At 72.1% G+C, this 14,112-nt stretch carries 13 protein-coding genes; 6 read left to right on the top strand and 7 right to left on the bottom strand.

The genetic code is table 11. The features are described 5' to 3' along the window. Positions 1–169: 169 nt before the first annotated feature. The 4 genes from cysC to AC1ROY_RS12075 all read right to left on the bottom strand — a co-directional run bounded on the left by cysC (position 170) and on the right by AC1ROY_RS12075 (position 5,606). Positions 170–2,005: an adenylyl-sulfate kinase gene (gene cysC, locus AC1ROY_RS12090; protein WP_493149074.1), complete on the bottom strand. Its 1,836-nt coding sequence runs from the start codon at positions 2,003–2,005 to the stop codon at positions 170–172. Next, on the bottom strand, positions 2,005–2,928 hold the full coding sequence (gene cysD, locus AC1ROY_RS12085) for a sulfate adenylyltransferase subunit CysD (protein ID WP_493149073.1): 924 nt from the start codon (positions 2,926–2,928) through the stop codon (positions 2,005–2,007). Before cysD ends, cysC begins: the two co-directional genes overlap by 1 nt. 111 nt (positions 2,929–3,039) lie before the next feature. Continuing rightward, positions 3,040–5,142, bottom strand: coding sequence for a multicopper oxidase domain-containing protein (locus tag AC1ROY_RS12080; protein ID WP_493149072.1), 2,103 nt, complete (start codon positions 5,140–5,142; stop codon positions 3,040–3,042). Then, positions 5,139–5,606, bottom strand: a complete 468-nt coding sequence (locus tag AC1ROY_RS12075; protein WP_493149071.1) for a DUF721 domain-containing protein — start codon at positions 5,604–5,606, stop codon at positions 5,139–5,141. Before AC1ROY_RS12075 ends, AC1ROY_RS12080 begins: the two co-directional genes overlap by 4 nt. On the opposite strand from AC1ROY_RS12075, the gene AC1ROY_RS12070 reads away from it, so the two are divergent. The 5 genes from AC1ROY_RS12070 (at position 5,606) to AC1ROY_RS12050 (ending at position 10,007) form a co-directional block, all read left to right on the top strand. Beyond that, a complete protein-coding gene (locus AC1ROY_RS12070) occupies positions 5,606–6,628 on the top strand; it encodes an A/G-specific adenine glycosylase (protein WP_493149070.1) in 1,023 nt (340 codons plus the stop codon). The genes AC1ROY_RS12075 and AC1ROY_RS12070 overlap by 1 nt on opposite strands. A 24-nt stretch (positions 6,629–6,652) precedes the next feature. Further along, positions 6,653–7,747, top strand: coding sequence for an NADH:flavin oxidoreductase (locus AC1ROY_RS12065; protein WP_493149069.1), 1,095 nt, complete (start codon positions 6,653–6,655; stop codon positions 7,745–7,747). Between the two features lie 28 nt (positions 7,748–7,775). Continuing rightward, complete coding sequence (locus AC1ROY_RS12060; RefSeq protein ID WP_493149068.1) at positions 7,776–8,126, top strand: DUF1330 domain-containing protein; 351 nt, start codon at positions 7,776–7,778, stop codon at positions 8,124–8,126. Between the two features lie 117 nt (positions 8,127–8,243). Then, on the top strand, positions 8,244–9,488 hold the full coding sequence (locus AC1ROY_RS12055; protein ID WP_493149067.1) for an MFS transporter: 1,245 nt from the start codon (positions 8,244–8,246) through the stop codon (positions 9,486–9,488). A gap of 174 nt (positions 9,489–9,662) precedes the next feature. Beyond that, positions 9,663–10,007, top strand: coding sequence for a hypothetical protein (locus AC1ROY_RS12050; protein WP_493149066.1), 345 nt, complete (start codon positions 9,663–9,665; stop codon positions 10,005–10,007). A 70-nt stretch (positions 10,008–10,077) separates the two neighbouring features. Here the strand turns inward: AC1ROY_RS12050 and AC1ROY_RS12045 are convergent, their stop codons facing one another. Then, positions 10,078–10,791 carry an LrgB family protein gene (locus AC1ROY_RS12045; RefSeq protein WP_493149065.1) on the bottom strand — a complete coding sequence of 238 codons (714 nt, stop codon included), beginning with the start codon at positions 10,789–10,791 and terminating at the stop codon, positions 10,078–10,080. Continuing rightward, positions 10,763–11,173 carry a CidA/LrgA family protein gene (locus tag AC1ROY_RS12040; RefSeq protein ID WP_493149064.1) on the bottom strand — a complete coding sequence of 137 codons (411 nt, stop codon included), beginning with the start codon at positions 11,171–11,173 and terminating at the stop codon, positions 10,763–10,765. Before AC1ROY_RS12040 ends, AC1ROY_RS12045 begins: the two co-directional genes overlap by 29 nt. A 92-nt stretch (positions 11,174–11,265) precedes the next feature. On the opposite strand from AC1ROY_RS12040, the gene AC1ROY_RS12035 reads away from it, so the two are divergent. Continuing rightward, positions 11,266–12,141: a LysR family transcriptional regulator gene (locus tag AC1ROY_RS12035; protein ID WP_493149063.1), complete on the top strand. Its 876-nt coding sequence runs from the start codon at positions 11,266–11,268 to the stop codon at positions 12,139–12,141. Positions 12,142–12,245: 104 nt separating this feature from the next. On the opposite strand, the gene AC1ROY_RS12030 is transcribed toward AC1ROY_RS12035, so the two are convergent. Next, positions 12,246–13,844 (bottom strand): ABC transporter substrate-binding protein, encoded by a 1,599-nt coding sequence (locus tag AC1ROY_RS12030; protein ID WP_493149062.1) that lies wholly within the window; start codon positions 13,842–13,844, stop codon positions 12,246–12,248. Between the last annotated feature and the right edge of the window lie 268 nt (positions 13,845–14,112).

Genomic DNA, 14,112 nt, shown 5'->3' with positions numbered 1-14,112 from the left:
GTCCGACCTGAAGCGCAGTATCGAGCACACTTGAAGGCGGAGGCACGCGATCGGGGCCTGGCGGGTCCGGGGTCATTGTCTCGTCTTCTTCTCCCTGGCTTCCCGGCAGCCTAGCATGCCGGCGGCGGGTTCGTCCGGGCCGAACTCGGGATGGGCGGGACGCGCCCCGTCAGCCCCCTTCCCGCGCGAGGCAGAGCGCCACGATCCGCTCCGCCGCCGCCTCCGCGGAAGTCGTCGTCGTGTCGATCCGGATCTCCGGGTCGAGCGGAGCCTCGTAGGGGGAGTCGATGCCGGTGAAGTTGCGGATCAGCCCCGCCTGCGCCTTGCGGTAGAGGCCCTTGGTGTCGCGCCGGGCGGCCTCCTCCAGCGGCGTGTCGACATGGATCTCGACGAAGGCGCCCTCGGGCAGCAGCCGGCGCACCGCGTCGCGCTCGGCGCGGAAGGGGGAGATGAAGGCGGCCAGGACGATGAGCCCGGCCTCGGTCATGAGCTTCGCCACCTCGCCCACGCGCCGGATGTTTTCGGCGCGGTCGGCATCGGTGAAGCCGAGGTCGCGGTTCAGCCCGTGCCGCAGGTTGTCGCCGTCCAGCAGGAAGCTGTGCCGGCCGAGGGCGAAGAGCCGCTTCTCCACCAGATTGGCGACGGTGGATTTTCCCGCGCCCGAGAGGCCGGTGAACCAGAGCAGCAGGGGCCGCTGCCCCTTCTGGGCCGCATGGGCGGCGGGCGTCACCTCCACGGCCTGCCAGTGCAGGTTGTGCGAGCGGCGCAGGGCGAAGCGGATCATGCCGGCGCCCAGCGTCTGCTCCGTCGCTCGGTCGATGAGCAGGAAGCCGCCGAGGTCGCGGCTCTCCGCATAGGGCGCGAAGGGCAGCGGGCGGTCGAGCGCGATGTTCACAACGCCGATCGCGTTCATCGCGAGGCTGCGGGCGGCCTTCTTCTCCAGCGTCGCCAGCCCGACCTCGTGCCGGAGCGTGGTGACGGTCGCGGAGACCGTGGAGCAGCCCAGCTTGAGCCAGTAGGAGCGGCCGGGGAGCATCGGCTCCTCGGCCATCCAGACCAGCGTGGCCTCGAACTGGTCGGAGACCTCCAGTGGGTCCTCGGCGGCACAGATGACCTCGCCACGGCCGCATTCCACCTCGTCGGCGAGGGTCAGGGTGACCGCCTGCCCCTGCCCGGCCGCATCGAGGTCGCCGTCCAGGGTGAGGATGCGGGAGATGGTGGTCGTGCTGCCGGAGGGCAGCAGGCGCACGCGATCGCCGGGGCGGGCGGCGCCGCGCGCCACAGTGCCGGCGAGGCCGCGGAAGCCGGGCCGGGCGCGGTTGACCCATTGCACCGGCATGGCGAAGGGCTGGGCATAGCCGGGATCGGCTTCCGGCTCGACCTGCTCCAGATGGCCGATCAGCGTCGGCCCGGCATACCAGGACATGCGATCGGAGGCCCGCGCCACATTGTCGCCGCGCCAACCGGAGAGAGGAATCGCCATGGCGGCCGGAAGTCCCAGCCCTTCGGCAATACCGGCGTAATCGGCGGCGATCGCGTCGAAGACCGCCTGGTCCTCGCCCACCAGGTCCATCTTGGTCACGGCGAGGACGAAATGCCGGACGCCGAGCAGCTTCGCGAGGTAGCCGTGCCGGCGGGTCTGCGGCAGCACGCCCTTGCGCGCGTCGACCACGATGAGCGCAAGGTCGGCTGTGGAGGCGCCGGTGACCATGTTGCGGGTATACTGCTCGTGCCCCGGCGCGTCGGCGACGATGAAGCTGCGCGCCGGCGTCGAGAAGAAGCGGTAGGCGACGTCGATGGTGATGCCTTGCTCGCGCTCGGCGGCAAGGCCGTCGGTCAGCAGGGAGAGGTCGAGCTCCGCATGGCCGGCGCGACGGGATTCGGCGCGGGCGGCGGCGAGCTGGTCCTCCGGGACCGAGCCGGTGTCGTGCAGCAGGCGGCCGATCAGCGTGGACTTGCCGTCGTCCACGCTGCCGCAGGCGATGAAGCGCAGCAGGGTCCGCATCAGAAGTAGCCCTCCTGCTTGCGGCTCTCGAGGCCGGCCGTGGCCTCGCGGTCAATGGCGCGGCCCTCGCGCTCCGAGGTGCGGGAGGCGCGTAGCTCGGCGAGGATCGCCGCGACCGAATCCGCCGTGCTCTCGATCGCGGCGGTGAGCGGGTAGCAGCCGAGGGTGCGGAAGCGGACCCTGCGCATCACCGGCGCCTCGCCGGGCGCGAGCGGAAAGCGGTCGTCGTCCACGGCGAGGATCATGCCGTCGCGGATCACCGTCGGCCGGGGGGCGGCGAAGTAGAGCGGAGCCACGGCGATGCCCTCGCGGGCGATGTATTGCCAGACGTCGAGCTCGGTCCAGTTCGAGAGCGGAAAGACGCGCAGGCTCTCGCCCGGCGCCGTGCGCGCGTTGTAGAGGCGCCAGAGCTCCGGGCGCTGGCGCTTGGGGTCCCAGCGGTGGCTGGCCGTGCGCAGCGAGAAGATGCGCTCCTTGGCGCGGCTGCGCTCCTCGTCGCGGCGCGCGCCGCCGAAGGCCGCGTCGAAGCCGTTGACGTCGAGCGCCTGGCGCAGCCCCTCGGTCTTCCACATGTCCGTGTGAACAGCGCCGTGCTCGAAGGGGTTGATGCCGCGGGCCAGCGCCTCGGGATTGCGGTGGACGAGGAGCGGCATGCCGGCCTCCGCGGCGGCGCGGTCACGCATCTCGTACATCGCGCGGAACTTCCAGGTCGTGTCCACGTGCAGCAGCGGAAAGGGCGGTGGTGCCGGGAAGAAGGCCTTGCGGGCGAGGTGCAGCATCACCGCCGAATCCTTGCCGGCGCTGAACAGCATGACCGGCCGCCGCGCCTCGGCGACGGTCTCGCGCAGGATGTGGATGGCCTCCGCCTCGAGCCTGTCCAGCCAGGCGGCCCCGGCCGCGCTCCCTGCCTCACCAGCCGTCACTTCGCTCGCTCCGGCAGTGCCTTGCCTCCCAGGTCCCGGGCGTTCCACTCATGCGCCGGAACGTATCACCCTTTCCGGGCATACACGCCCTGGGCAGAGCGGGCCAGGGCGTCAGGGCACGAGGCAGGTTGCCGGCAGCCGGCCCTGGGGGTCGAGCAGGGCGGCCAGGATCGCATCCGCGTCGAGAGCCGCGGCGGCGCGGCCGGCCGGCGCGGGCGGCAGCACCCTGACGGCGGCGATCATGCCTTTGTCCTCATGCTCGAGGATGTGGCAGTGCACGGGGTAGAGGCCCTCCTGCACCTCGGCGGCGAAGGGCAGGTAGATGAAGGTCCGCCCCGGAACGCCGCCGGCGCGCGGCGCGATGGGCAGGCTGTCGTGCCAGACCAGCGCGGAGGCGGCCTCGGGACGCTGGAGGTCGCCCAGCAATCCTGCGGGATCGGTCATGGCCGCCTGCGGCGTCAGGCCGGGCGGCGCGCCGGGATCGCCGGCGCGGGCGAGGCGGAAGCTGCCCTGATGGATGTGCAGGTTGTGCAGCTCCTGGCCGGGGCTCACCATCTCCCAGACCTCGCCGCGGCCGCGCACGGGGCAGATCAGGCGGTCCGGCGGCGCGTGCTGGCCGGCGGAGCTGCCGGACGGCGGATTCCAGGGCTCGGGCGGCCAGGAGCGGCCGATGGCGGGGTCGTCGCCCGGGGCCGGCGCATAGGGGCGGCCATCCTGGTCCACCACCTCCTGGCCAATGAGGAAGCGCTCACCCTCCTCGCCCCGCGTCCGGTCCACGATGACACGGCGGCGCCATTGATGCGCCCCGGTATCCGGCGGGAGGACGGAGCAGCCCTCGGCGATCACGGCGGGAAGCGGCACCGGCCCGATGACGGGCGCGGGTTCGGCAGGGCGCGAGGCGGCCGGCCAAGGGGGCGGCGGGGCCGCCTGGGCAGGAATGACGATCCGGGCCAGCGCCAGAGCGGGCCAGACATCGCCTTGCAGCTCGCCGTCCGCGTCGCGCTCGCGCGCCGTGGCGAGGCCGGCGGTCCTGAGCGTCAGACGCCGCGCCGGGCTGGCGCCGCCCATCAGGATCTCCGCGCGGGCGCCAGGCAGCATGAGGATGCGGTTCGCAACCACGCCGGGACCGGCGGGCGCGGGCTCGCCGCCCAGCGCGCCGTCCAGGGCGAGGACGCGCATCGGCTCGCCCGTCTCCAGCGTATGGGTCACGTTGGCGGAGAGGTTGGCGACGCGCAGCAGCGTGTAGCGGCCGGGGCGGAGCGTGATGTCGGGCATCCACTGGCCGTTCACGGTGAAGAGCCAGACGGAATGGCGCGACATCCCCTCCTGCGGGCGGGCGCAGAAGCCGTCGCCGAGGAGGCTGCCCTCGGGCGCCAGTCCGGGATGGCCGGGGTCGAAGTCGCCACAGAGGCCGGGGTCCCAGCGCGGGTCGTCGGCACCGGGGATGTCGAAGCTCGCGGGGATCGCCGCGCCGTCGCGCAGGGCGCCGGGCAGCAAGGCCCCGGGCTCGCAGCGGCGGCCGTCCTGGAGGAAGCCGGTGGCGGGACAGTCGGGGACGCTGAGCTGGATGTCGCGCAGGGCGAGGTGCCGCACGTCGGTGAGGGGACGCAGCGCGGGCGGGAGGATCGCGCGCGGATCGCCCACGGTGATCAGCCCGGCCATGCCGGAGGTCACCTGGTCCCGTGCGATGCCGTGCACATGGGCGTGGAACCAGGCGAGGCCGGGCGGATAAGGGATGGTCGGGCGGCCGCTGCCCTGGGCGGCGCCGGGCAGCGTCGCGGGCAGGCCGATCCGGTAGTCCACGCGCCCGAGCGCCGGGCCGGCGAAGAGGGAATAGTCGCCGAGGTCGCAGGGCGGCGCATTGCGCGGCGAGGTGAAGAGGCCGTGGGTGTGGAGGTTGGCGGCCTCTCCCGGCAGCGCGTTGCGCAGCGCGATCCGCGTGGTGGTGCCGGGATCGAGGCGCAGCAGATAGGGCGCGTAGCGGTCGGCGCTGGGATCGTTGCCCTGGCCGTAGCCGGCGAGCGTGACGGCATAGGGGCCGACATCCGGGCGGCGGCTTTCGCGCAGGACCAGCGCGGCGGCGCGGCCGCTGCCGCAGGCACTGGCGGGCTGCGGGGCGGCGAGCAGCAGCCGGGGCTCGCGCAGCTCGGTCGCCTGGGACGGCAGGCTGGCCAGCAAGGCGGCGACCAGAGCGGCGCGCGGAAAGCCGCTCATGGCTTGCGGGCGAAGACGCCCTTCGCCAGCCGCTCCAGCGCCGCCCGCAGCTCCTCCCCGGGCACGGCGTCCAGGCCGGTGGCGACGCGGGCCGGGATCGGGCCGGGGACCGGGCGGGACGGGCGCGGCGGTTCGGGACGCGGCGGGCGCTGGACGAAGGCCAGCTTGCGGACGGCGATGCGGCCGAGATGGGAGTTGATCCGCTCCAGGATGGCGGGCGCGGCCATGCCGAGCTCCATCGCGGCGGGGCCGGTGCAGGCCAGGGTCAGCGTGCCGGCGGAGAGGCGCACCGGCTCGGCCATGGCGCCCGTCGCCGGGCCCACGATGATGGGCCAGTCGGCCATGATCTGCGCGGAATCCGGGCTGCGCTTGCGGAAGGCCGGGCGGGTCTGGCGCGGGATGAGCGCGGCGAGATCGCGGAGCCCGCTGGACAGCGGCGGCAGGACCATCTCCTTCTTCGCCAATGCCGCACCCCTCCGCCGCCGAACTGCTCGCCTGGTACGACCGCTCCGCGAGGCGCCTCGGCTGGCGCGGTCAGGTCGACCCTTACCGCATCTGGGTGAGCGAGGTCATGCTGCAACAGACGACCGTCGCCGCCGTGGGGCCGCGCTATGCCCGCTTCCTGGCGCGATTCCCCGACGTGCAGGCGCTGGCGGCGGCGGATTGGGGCGAGCTGGCGGAGGAATGGGCCGGCCTCGGCTACTACGCCCGGGCGCGCAACCTGCATGCCGCGGCCAAGGCGATCGCGGCGGGCGGGTTTCCGGCCGACTCGGCGGGGTGGCGGGCGCTGCCGGGGGTGGGGCCCTACACCGCGGCGGCGGTCGGCGCGATCGCCCTGGGCGAGCCGGTGGTGCCGCTGGACGGCAATGTGGAGCGGGTGGTGTCGCGCCTCTTCGCGGTGGAGGCTCCCCTGCCCGGCGCAAAGCCGGAACTGGGGCGGCTGGCGCAGGGATTTGCCGAGCAGGAGGCGGTGCGCGCGCGGCCGGGCGATTTCGCGCAGGCCCTGTTCGATCTCGGCGCCACCATCTGCACGCCGCGCAGCCCGGCCTGCGTGCTCTGCCCCTGGCGGGCGGATTGCCGGGGCGCGGCCAAGGGCATCGCGGCGACGCTGCCGCGCAAGACGCCGAAGGCCGCGCGAACCGCCCTGCACGGGGTGCATTTCGCGGTGACGGATCCGGCCGGCCGGCTGCTGCTGGTCCGCCGCCCGGAGACCGGGCTGCTCGGCGGCATGCTCGGGCTGCCCGGGACGCCCTGGCGGGCGACGCCCTGGAAGGACGAGGAGGCGCTGGCCCATGCTCCCCTGCCTGGCCTCACCTGGAAACCGCGCCCCGGCATTGCGCAGCACGGCTTCACGCATCGCGACCTGACGATGCGCGTCATGGCCGCCGGGGTGCAGGTGTTGCCCAATTGGGGCGACCGCGCGACGCTCGCCGAGGCGGAACGCAGTCTGCCGACGGCCATGCGCAAGCTGCTGGCGCTTCTCTGAAACACTTCCGCCGAGGACATCGCCATGGACACCGCCCCGCTCTTCCGCCCGTTCCGGCTCGGGCAGCTCGACCTGCCGAACCGCATCGTCATGGCGCCCATGACACGCCGGAAAAGCCCCGGCGGCATGCCGAGCGAGGAGGTCGTCCGCTACTACCAGCGCCGGACGGAAGGCGGCGTCGGCCTCATCATCACGGAAGGGACGACCATCGACCGCAAGGCCGCCTCGAACGATGCGTCGATCCCGAACTTCCATGACCCCGCGAGCCTGGAAGCATGGGGCCGGGTCGTGTCCGCGGTCCATGCGGCCGGCGGCAGCATCGCGCCGCAGCTCTGGCACCAGGGCGTCGCCCGTGCGGCGGGGGTGGGTCCGCATCCGGATGCGCCCTCGGAGGGCCCCGCCCCTTCGCACGAGGCCTCGCGGGCCATGAGCGACGCCGACATCGCCGATACCATCGAGGCCTTCGCCAAGGCAGCGGCGGCGGCGCAACGGATCGGCTTCGATGCCGTGGAGCTGCATGGCGCGCACGGCTACCTGATCGACCAGTTCCTGTGGTCCGGCACCAATCCGCGCACGGATGCCTATGGCGGCGACGCCGTCGGGCGCACACGCTTCGCCACCGACATCATCCGCGCCGTCCGGGCGGCGGTCGGCCCGGACTTCCCGCTGATCTTCCGCTACTCGCAATGGAAGCTGCAGGACTACGGCACGCGCTTCGCCGCGACGCCGGCCGAGCTGGAGCGCGTGCTCGCCCCGCTGAGCGAGGCGGGGGTGGACATCTTCCACGCCTCCACGCGCCGCTTCTGGGTGCCGGAATTCGAGGGATCCGACCTCAACCTGGCGGGATGGACGAAGAAGATCACGGGCAAGCCGGCCATCTCCGTGGGCTCTGTCGGCCTCGCGGGCGGCGACTTCGTGGAGCAGCTGCGCGGCCCGTCGCTGGGAGCGCCGGTGGGAAGCCTCGATGACCTCGTGCGCCGGATGGCGGCGGACGAGTTCGACCTCATCGCCATCGGCCGCGCGCTCATCACCGACCCGATCTGGGCCCGGAAGGTGCGCGAGGGACGGCTGGACGAGCTGCTACCCTTCGAGAAGACGCAGCTCGCCGCGCTGGCGTGACGGTCCACGGCCCCAAGGAACATCCCTCATGAAGACCTATCTCATCAACCACCTGCGCATCCCCGGCGACGTGCCGAACGGCGAGGCGCTGAGCTATCTCGAGCAGGTGGAGGCGACGGTCGCGCCGCATGGCGGCAAGTGGCTCGCCCAGGGCCCGGCCGACGTCGTCGAGGGCGCCTGGCCGGGCGCCGTCGTGCTGATGGAATTTCCCGACCGGGCCGCAGCGACGGCCTGGTACAACTCGTCCGAATATCAGGCGATCCTGCCGCTCCGGGTCAGGAACGCGATCTCTGACCTCGTCTTCATCGACGCGCTTCCGCCCGGCTTCACGGTGAAGGCCTTCGCCGCCGGGATCCGCCGCGCCGTCCAGGGCGGCTGAGCTGGACGCCCGGGGGGCTCCCGCCCCTCCCCGCGCTCCGCCATAGTCGGCGGCGACGGCGCCCTCTCGATGGCGCCCGCGGAGAGGAAACGAGATGCCCGGCTGCCAGGCCCGCTCATGAGCGGCGCCGACGATCGAAGATCTGCGCGCCGCTCGCCCTTCACCCAGCGCAACTTCCGCTTCCAGTGGCCGGCGGACCTCGCGACCTCGCTGGGCTTCGAGATGGAGACGCTGATCCTCGGCTGGTACGTGCTGGTCTCCACCGAATCGGTGGTCTGGCTGACCGCCTTCGGCGCGCTGCAGTTCACCGGCACGCTGCTCGGCCCGCTGCTCGGCGTGGCGGGCGACCGGCTCGGCCAGCGGAACCTGCTGGCCGCGATGCGGCTGTTCTACCTCGTGGTCGCCGGCTGCGTCGCGGGCCTCGCCGTGACGGGGAATCTCAGCCCCGCGGCCGTGCTGATCGCGGCGGCCTTCCTCGGCCTGGTGAGGCCCTCCGACGTCGGCGTGCGCAACACGCTGGTCGCAGCGATCCTGCCGCCGGACATGCTCGCGGGCGCGCTGGGCATCAGCCGGGCCAGCATGGACGGGGCGCGCGTGGTGGGCGCGCTGGCCGGGGCGGGCATCATCGCGACGCTGGGCATCGGTGCGGCCTATGGTGTGGTGGTGGCGCTTTACCTGGCGGCCGTGCTGCTGACGCTCGCCGTCCGCGAGCCGCCGCGTGCGGGGCCCAAGGCCGCGCCGGCGACAGTGGCGGCTGTCTGGCGCGAGCTCGCCGAGGGGATCGCGCACACGCGCGGCTCGCCGGTGCTGCTGGCGGCGCTCTGGATGGCCTGGCTGGCGAATTTCGCGGCCTATCCGCTCTCGGGCGGGCTGCTGCCGCATGTGGCGCGCGAGGTCTACGGCATGGACCGGACGGGGCTCGGCCTGCTCGTCGCCTCCTTCGCGGGCGGGGCGCTGGCGGGCTCGATGATCGTGAGCCTGCGCGGCGTGGGCGAGCGGCCGGCGCAGGTCATGCTCGCGGCGGCGGGGCTGTGGTTCGGGCTGCTGCTGGTCTTCGCGCAGATCGGCACGGCGGCGGCGGGGATGGCGATGCTGTTCCTCGCCGGCTTCGTGCAGAGCTTCTGCATGATCCCGATGTCGGTGCTGCTGCTGCGCTCGACGGAGGCGGCCTTCCGCGGCCGCGTGATGGGGCTGCGGATGCTGTCCATCTACGGGCTGCCGCTGGGGCTGCTGGGGGCGGGATTCGGCGTGGCGCGGATCGGCTTCGCCTCGACGGCGACGCTCTATGCCGCCTTCGGGCTGGCGGCGACGGGGCTGATCGCCTGGCACTGGCGCGGGCCGCTGTGGCGGCACGAAGGATGATCCTCTCAACCCAGGATTGCAGAATTACTGTATTACTTGGCATATTTACTGAACAGATCCGAAAAATCGGGTCGATCGCCACGAAAATGCCATAGAATTCCGTGATTTCCATGACATATCCAGCGTGTGGGCGATCATCGCCCTCAAGTAAAATGGAAAATTCAGGAGGCATTCATGTTGCGCCGCATCACCTTCGCCGCCGCCGCCCTGCTGGCGGCCGGGGCTTCGCCCGTCCTCGCGCAATCCTGCGACACCCGCTTCACCGTGGTGAACCAGAGCCAGGTCGCCATCAACGAGTTCTATTTCAGCCCGGCCAGCTCCAACGCCTGGGGCCCCGACCGCTTCGGAAACGGCGTGCTTCCGGGCGGGCGGCAGCTCGGCATGGACACGGGCCGGCCCGGGCCGCACGACTTCAAGGCGGTCGCCGCGAACGGTGCCGCGCTCGAGCTGCGCAACGTGGACATCTGCCGGGTGTCGCGGCTGGTCATCAATCCGGTCGGCGTCTTCCTGGCCGAATAGCGCCAGCGCCGGATTTCTGAACGCAGGCTGAATACTTTCCGGTCCAGGGTGGCGGCTCCGCCCTGGCCTCCTACCGCAGCGCCCAGGCCAGGAGCGGCGCGGCCAGGACGTTCATGAGGCCGACCAGCACCATCACCAGCCCGGCCACCGCGCCCTCCGTCGCGCCGATCTGGTGCGCCCGCGCGGTGCCGGCGGCATGGGCGCCGGCACCGAAGAGGGCGCCGCGCGCCAGCGCCGAGACGAAGGGCAGCCGCGCCAGCAGGATGTCGCCCATGATCGCGCCGGCGAGGCCGGTGACAACGACGAAGACCGCCGTCAGTTCGGGGAGGCCGCCGATATCGGCGGAGACCTCCATCGCGAAGGGCGTGCTGATCGAGCGCGGCAGCAGGCTCAGGCGCAACGGCCCGTCGAGGCCCACGGCCGTCGCCAGCGCCCAGCTCGAAAGCATCGCCGTGGCGCTGCCGGCTGCCGTGCCCGCCAGCAGCACCGGCCATTGCTGCCGGATGAGCCCGCGCTGCTCGTAGATCGGGATCGCGAAGGCGACGGTGGCCGGGCCCATCAGCAGCACGAGCCACTTCGTCCCATGGATGTACTCGCCGTAGCTCGCATGCGCCGCGAGGAGGACGGCCGCGATGAGCGCCGGCGCCACCGCCAGCGGCATCAGCCACCAGCGCGGCCAGCGGCGGTGGAGGCGCCTCGCGGCCGCGTAGAGGCCGATCGTCACGACCGACCAGAACAGGGCCTGCACGACGGGCTCAGCGAAGAGCTGGCGCAATCCGGGCATGGGCGGCCCTCCAGCGGGTGCAGCGATCGACGGCGAAGGCGGTCACCGCCATCACGGCGGCCGTGCTCAGCAGGATGACGAACAGGATCTTCAGGCCGACCAGCCCCAGGAACTCGCGATGGTCCAGCACGGCGAGCACCGCCGGCACGAAGAAGAGCAGCATCTCCGCCAGCAGCCAGTCGGCGCCGCGCTTCATGCTGAGCAGGTTCAGGCGCTTCGTCGCCAGGAGCAGGACAACGAGGGCGAGGCCGACGATCCCGCCGGGGACCGGCAGCGCGAGCAGCCGCGAGAGCGCCTCGCCGGCCAGCCAGAAGGCGACGACGAGGGCGACCTGGAGCGGGGCGCTGCGGTGGAGGATTCGGACGGGGGAAGGAACGGGCATGGCGGGACCTGTTGCGCCGCCAAATCTATGGCGCGAGGCAGCATGATAAAAACGAATTGATCGAATGAAAATCATTCTGATATGGAATACTTATGGAGTTCCGCCCCCTTCGCGCCTTCGTCGAGGTCGTCCGTCAGGGCGGCTTCTCCCAGGCCGCCAGATCCGTCTTCGCGACCCAGTCCACGGTCAGCAAGGCGGTGAAGCAGCTCGAGGACGAGATCGGCGCGCCCCTGCTCGACCGGATCGGCCACCGCAGCGTGCTCACCGCGGCGGGCGAGGTGGTCTATCGCCGCGGCGTGAAGCTGCTGGCCGACCGCGACGACCTGCTCGCCGAGCTCGACGAGGTCCGCGGCCTGAAGCGCGGGATCTTGCGGCTCGGCCTGCCGCCGGTGGGCAGCAGCACGCTCTTCGCGCCGCTCTTCGCCATCTATCGCCAGCGCTACCCGGGCATCGAGGTCCGCCTGGTCGAGCACGGGGCCGACCGGCTCGCCGACATCCTGCGCGCCGGCGAAGTGGACTTCGCGGGCACCCTGCTCCCGGCGGCGCCGGAATTCGACTGGCAGCGCGTCCGCCGCGAGCCGCTGGTCGCGCTGCTGCCGGCAGGCCATTCCCTGGAAGCACGGGCCTCGGTCGCGATGGCGGACCTCGCGCAGACGCCCTTCATCCTCTTCGAGAGCGCCTTCTCGCTGCACCGGATCATCCTCGGCGCCTGCCGGCGCGCGGGCTTCGAGCCGCATGTCGTCGCCGTCAGCAGCCAGATCGACTTCATGGTGGAGCTCGTCGCGGCCGGACTTGGCGTGGCCTTCCTGCCGCGGATGATCGCCGCGCAGAGGGCGCATGCGGCGGTCCGGCACGTGCTGCTCGACGAGAAGGACACGGAGTGGGACATGGCCATGGCCTGGCGGCGCGGGGCCTATCTGTCGGGCGCGGCCCGGGCCTGGCTGGCGTTGCTGCGGGAGGCACCTTGAGGGGCCTTCGATCAATTTTTGATTTAGAATCAAAGTAAAAGGGTCCAGGGCCAAAAGCCCTGGCGGGGGTTGGCACCGAAGTCAGAGCCCCTCTCGCAAACCCGCTAGACACGGCGGATGTTGTAGAACAGCGCCACCCCCTTCAGCATCCCATCGAGATCCGCGCGCAGAGCCGTCGGCGAGAAGAACTGCCCGAGCGGGACGTAGGGCACCTCCTGGAAGGCCACGCGCTGCATCTGCCGGCCGATCTCCGCGCGAGCGGGGTCGTCGGGCGCGTCGAACCAGGCGTCGCGCAGCCGCTCCAGCTCCGGGACGGTCGGCCAGCCGAAGATGGCGTTGCGGCCATGCCCGCGGATCAGGTTGTTCGCTGCGGGGTTCACCTGGGCGCTGCCGGCGGTCCAGCTCACGGTCGCGTTCCAGCCGCCGCGGTCGGGCGGATCCTGATTCAGCACGCGGCGGACCACGCTGCCCCAGTCGGCCGCCACGTAGTCGAGATTCATGCCGATCCTGCGCAGCAGGTCGCCCGCCACCTCGCTCATCGCGTTGATGACGGGAAAGTCCGTCGCGGCGAGGAAGGTGACCTTTTCGCCCTTGTAGCCGGCCTGCTCCAGCTCGCGCTTCGCGGCGTCGGCGCTGATCGGGTTGCGCAGGATGTCCATGCCCTCGTCGCTCGCCATCACGCTGGGCGGCGCGAAGAAGCCGTAGGGCGCGCGCCAGTAGGTGCGGTCCTCGCCGGCGGCGGCGATCATGAAATCGGTCTGGCTGGTGGCGCGCAGCACAACGCGCCGGATGTCGGGGTTGTCGAAGGGCGGATGCAGGCTGTTCGGCCGGAAGAAGCCGATGGAGCCGTTGGGGTCCAGGATGTCGGTCTTCAGTCCGCGGGCGCGCCGGAGTTGCGGGACGAGGTCGATTGCCGGCAGCTCCCACCAGTCGACCTCGCCGCGCTGCAGAGCCGCGTTGGCCGTGGCCGCGTCGGGGATGGTGATCCATTCGACGCGGTCGAAATGCACCACCTTGCCGCCGGAGAGATAGGCGGCCGGCTCCTGCCGCGGCTGGTAGCGGTCGAACTTCGCGTAGACGTTGCGCGAGCCGGGCACCTGCTCCGCCGCGACATAGCGGAAGGGGCCGCTGCCGATCAGCTCCGGCACCGCCTGGGAGGACGGCGTCGCGGCCAGCCGCTCCGGCATGATGGCGCAGAGATGCGTGCCCACCTTGGCGAGCGCGTCGGGCAGCAGGGGAAAAGGCTTCTTCAGGCGGAAGCGGAGGCTGCGGTCGTCCGGCGCGGAGAGCTCGTCGGTCACGGCCCAGAGCGCCTGGCCGAAGGCGTCGCGCGTCGCCCAGCGGCGGATGGAGGCGACGCAGTCGCGGCCGCGGACGGGCTCGCCGTCGTGGAAGAAGAGGCCTTCGCGCAGGCGGATGGTGACCGTCTTCCCGTCGTCCTCGACGGTGTGGCCCTCGGCCATCTGCGGCCGCGCGCGCAGATCGGCATCCCAGCCGTAGAGCGTGTCGAAAACCATCAGCGCGTGGTTGCGCGTGACGAAGGCGACGGAGTGGATCGGGTCCAGCAGCGCCAGGTCGGCCTGCGGAACGAAGCGGAGAATCCGCCGGCCCGGCGCCCCCTGGGCCGCGGCGAGCCGGGGCGCGGTCAGCCCGGACGCCGTCAGAGCGGCGCCGGCGGCGAACAAGCTGCGACGACGGTACATCACGTGCCTCCGGCCAAGCTGCGCCGCGATGCTGCGGTGCGGCACCGCCGCGCGTCAATGCTCTTCCCCATCCCCGGGCGGAGCCGCCCGTGGCCGGGCTCCGGGCTGCAGGACGCCTTGGATCGTCGCGAAAGGGCATGCGGCGACAGGGGCGCTCGCCTGGCGCCGGCGCGGGCCGCCATGGCGCAGCTGAGGGTCGTCCCCAGGCCTGCGATTGCCGAAACCTCGCCTGATCCACCAGATTGCAGAGGCGATCCCACTTGCAACC

The sequence above is a fragment of the Roseococcus sp. GW821-FHT12F05 genome (assembly GCF_058806835.1).
Note: the sequence above shows the minus strand (reverse complement) of the source record. Positions and strands in the feature narration are given on the sequence as shown.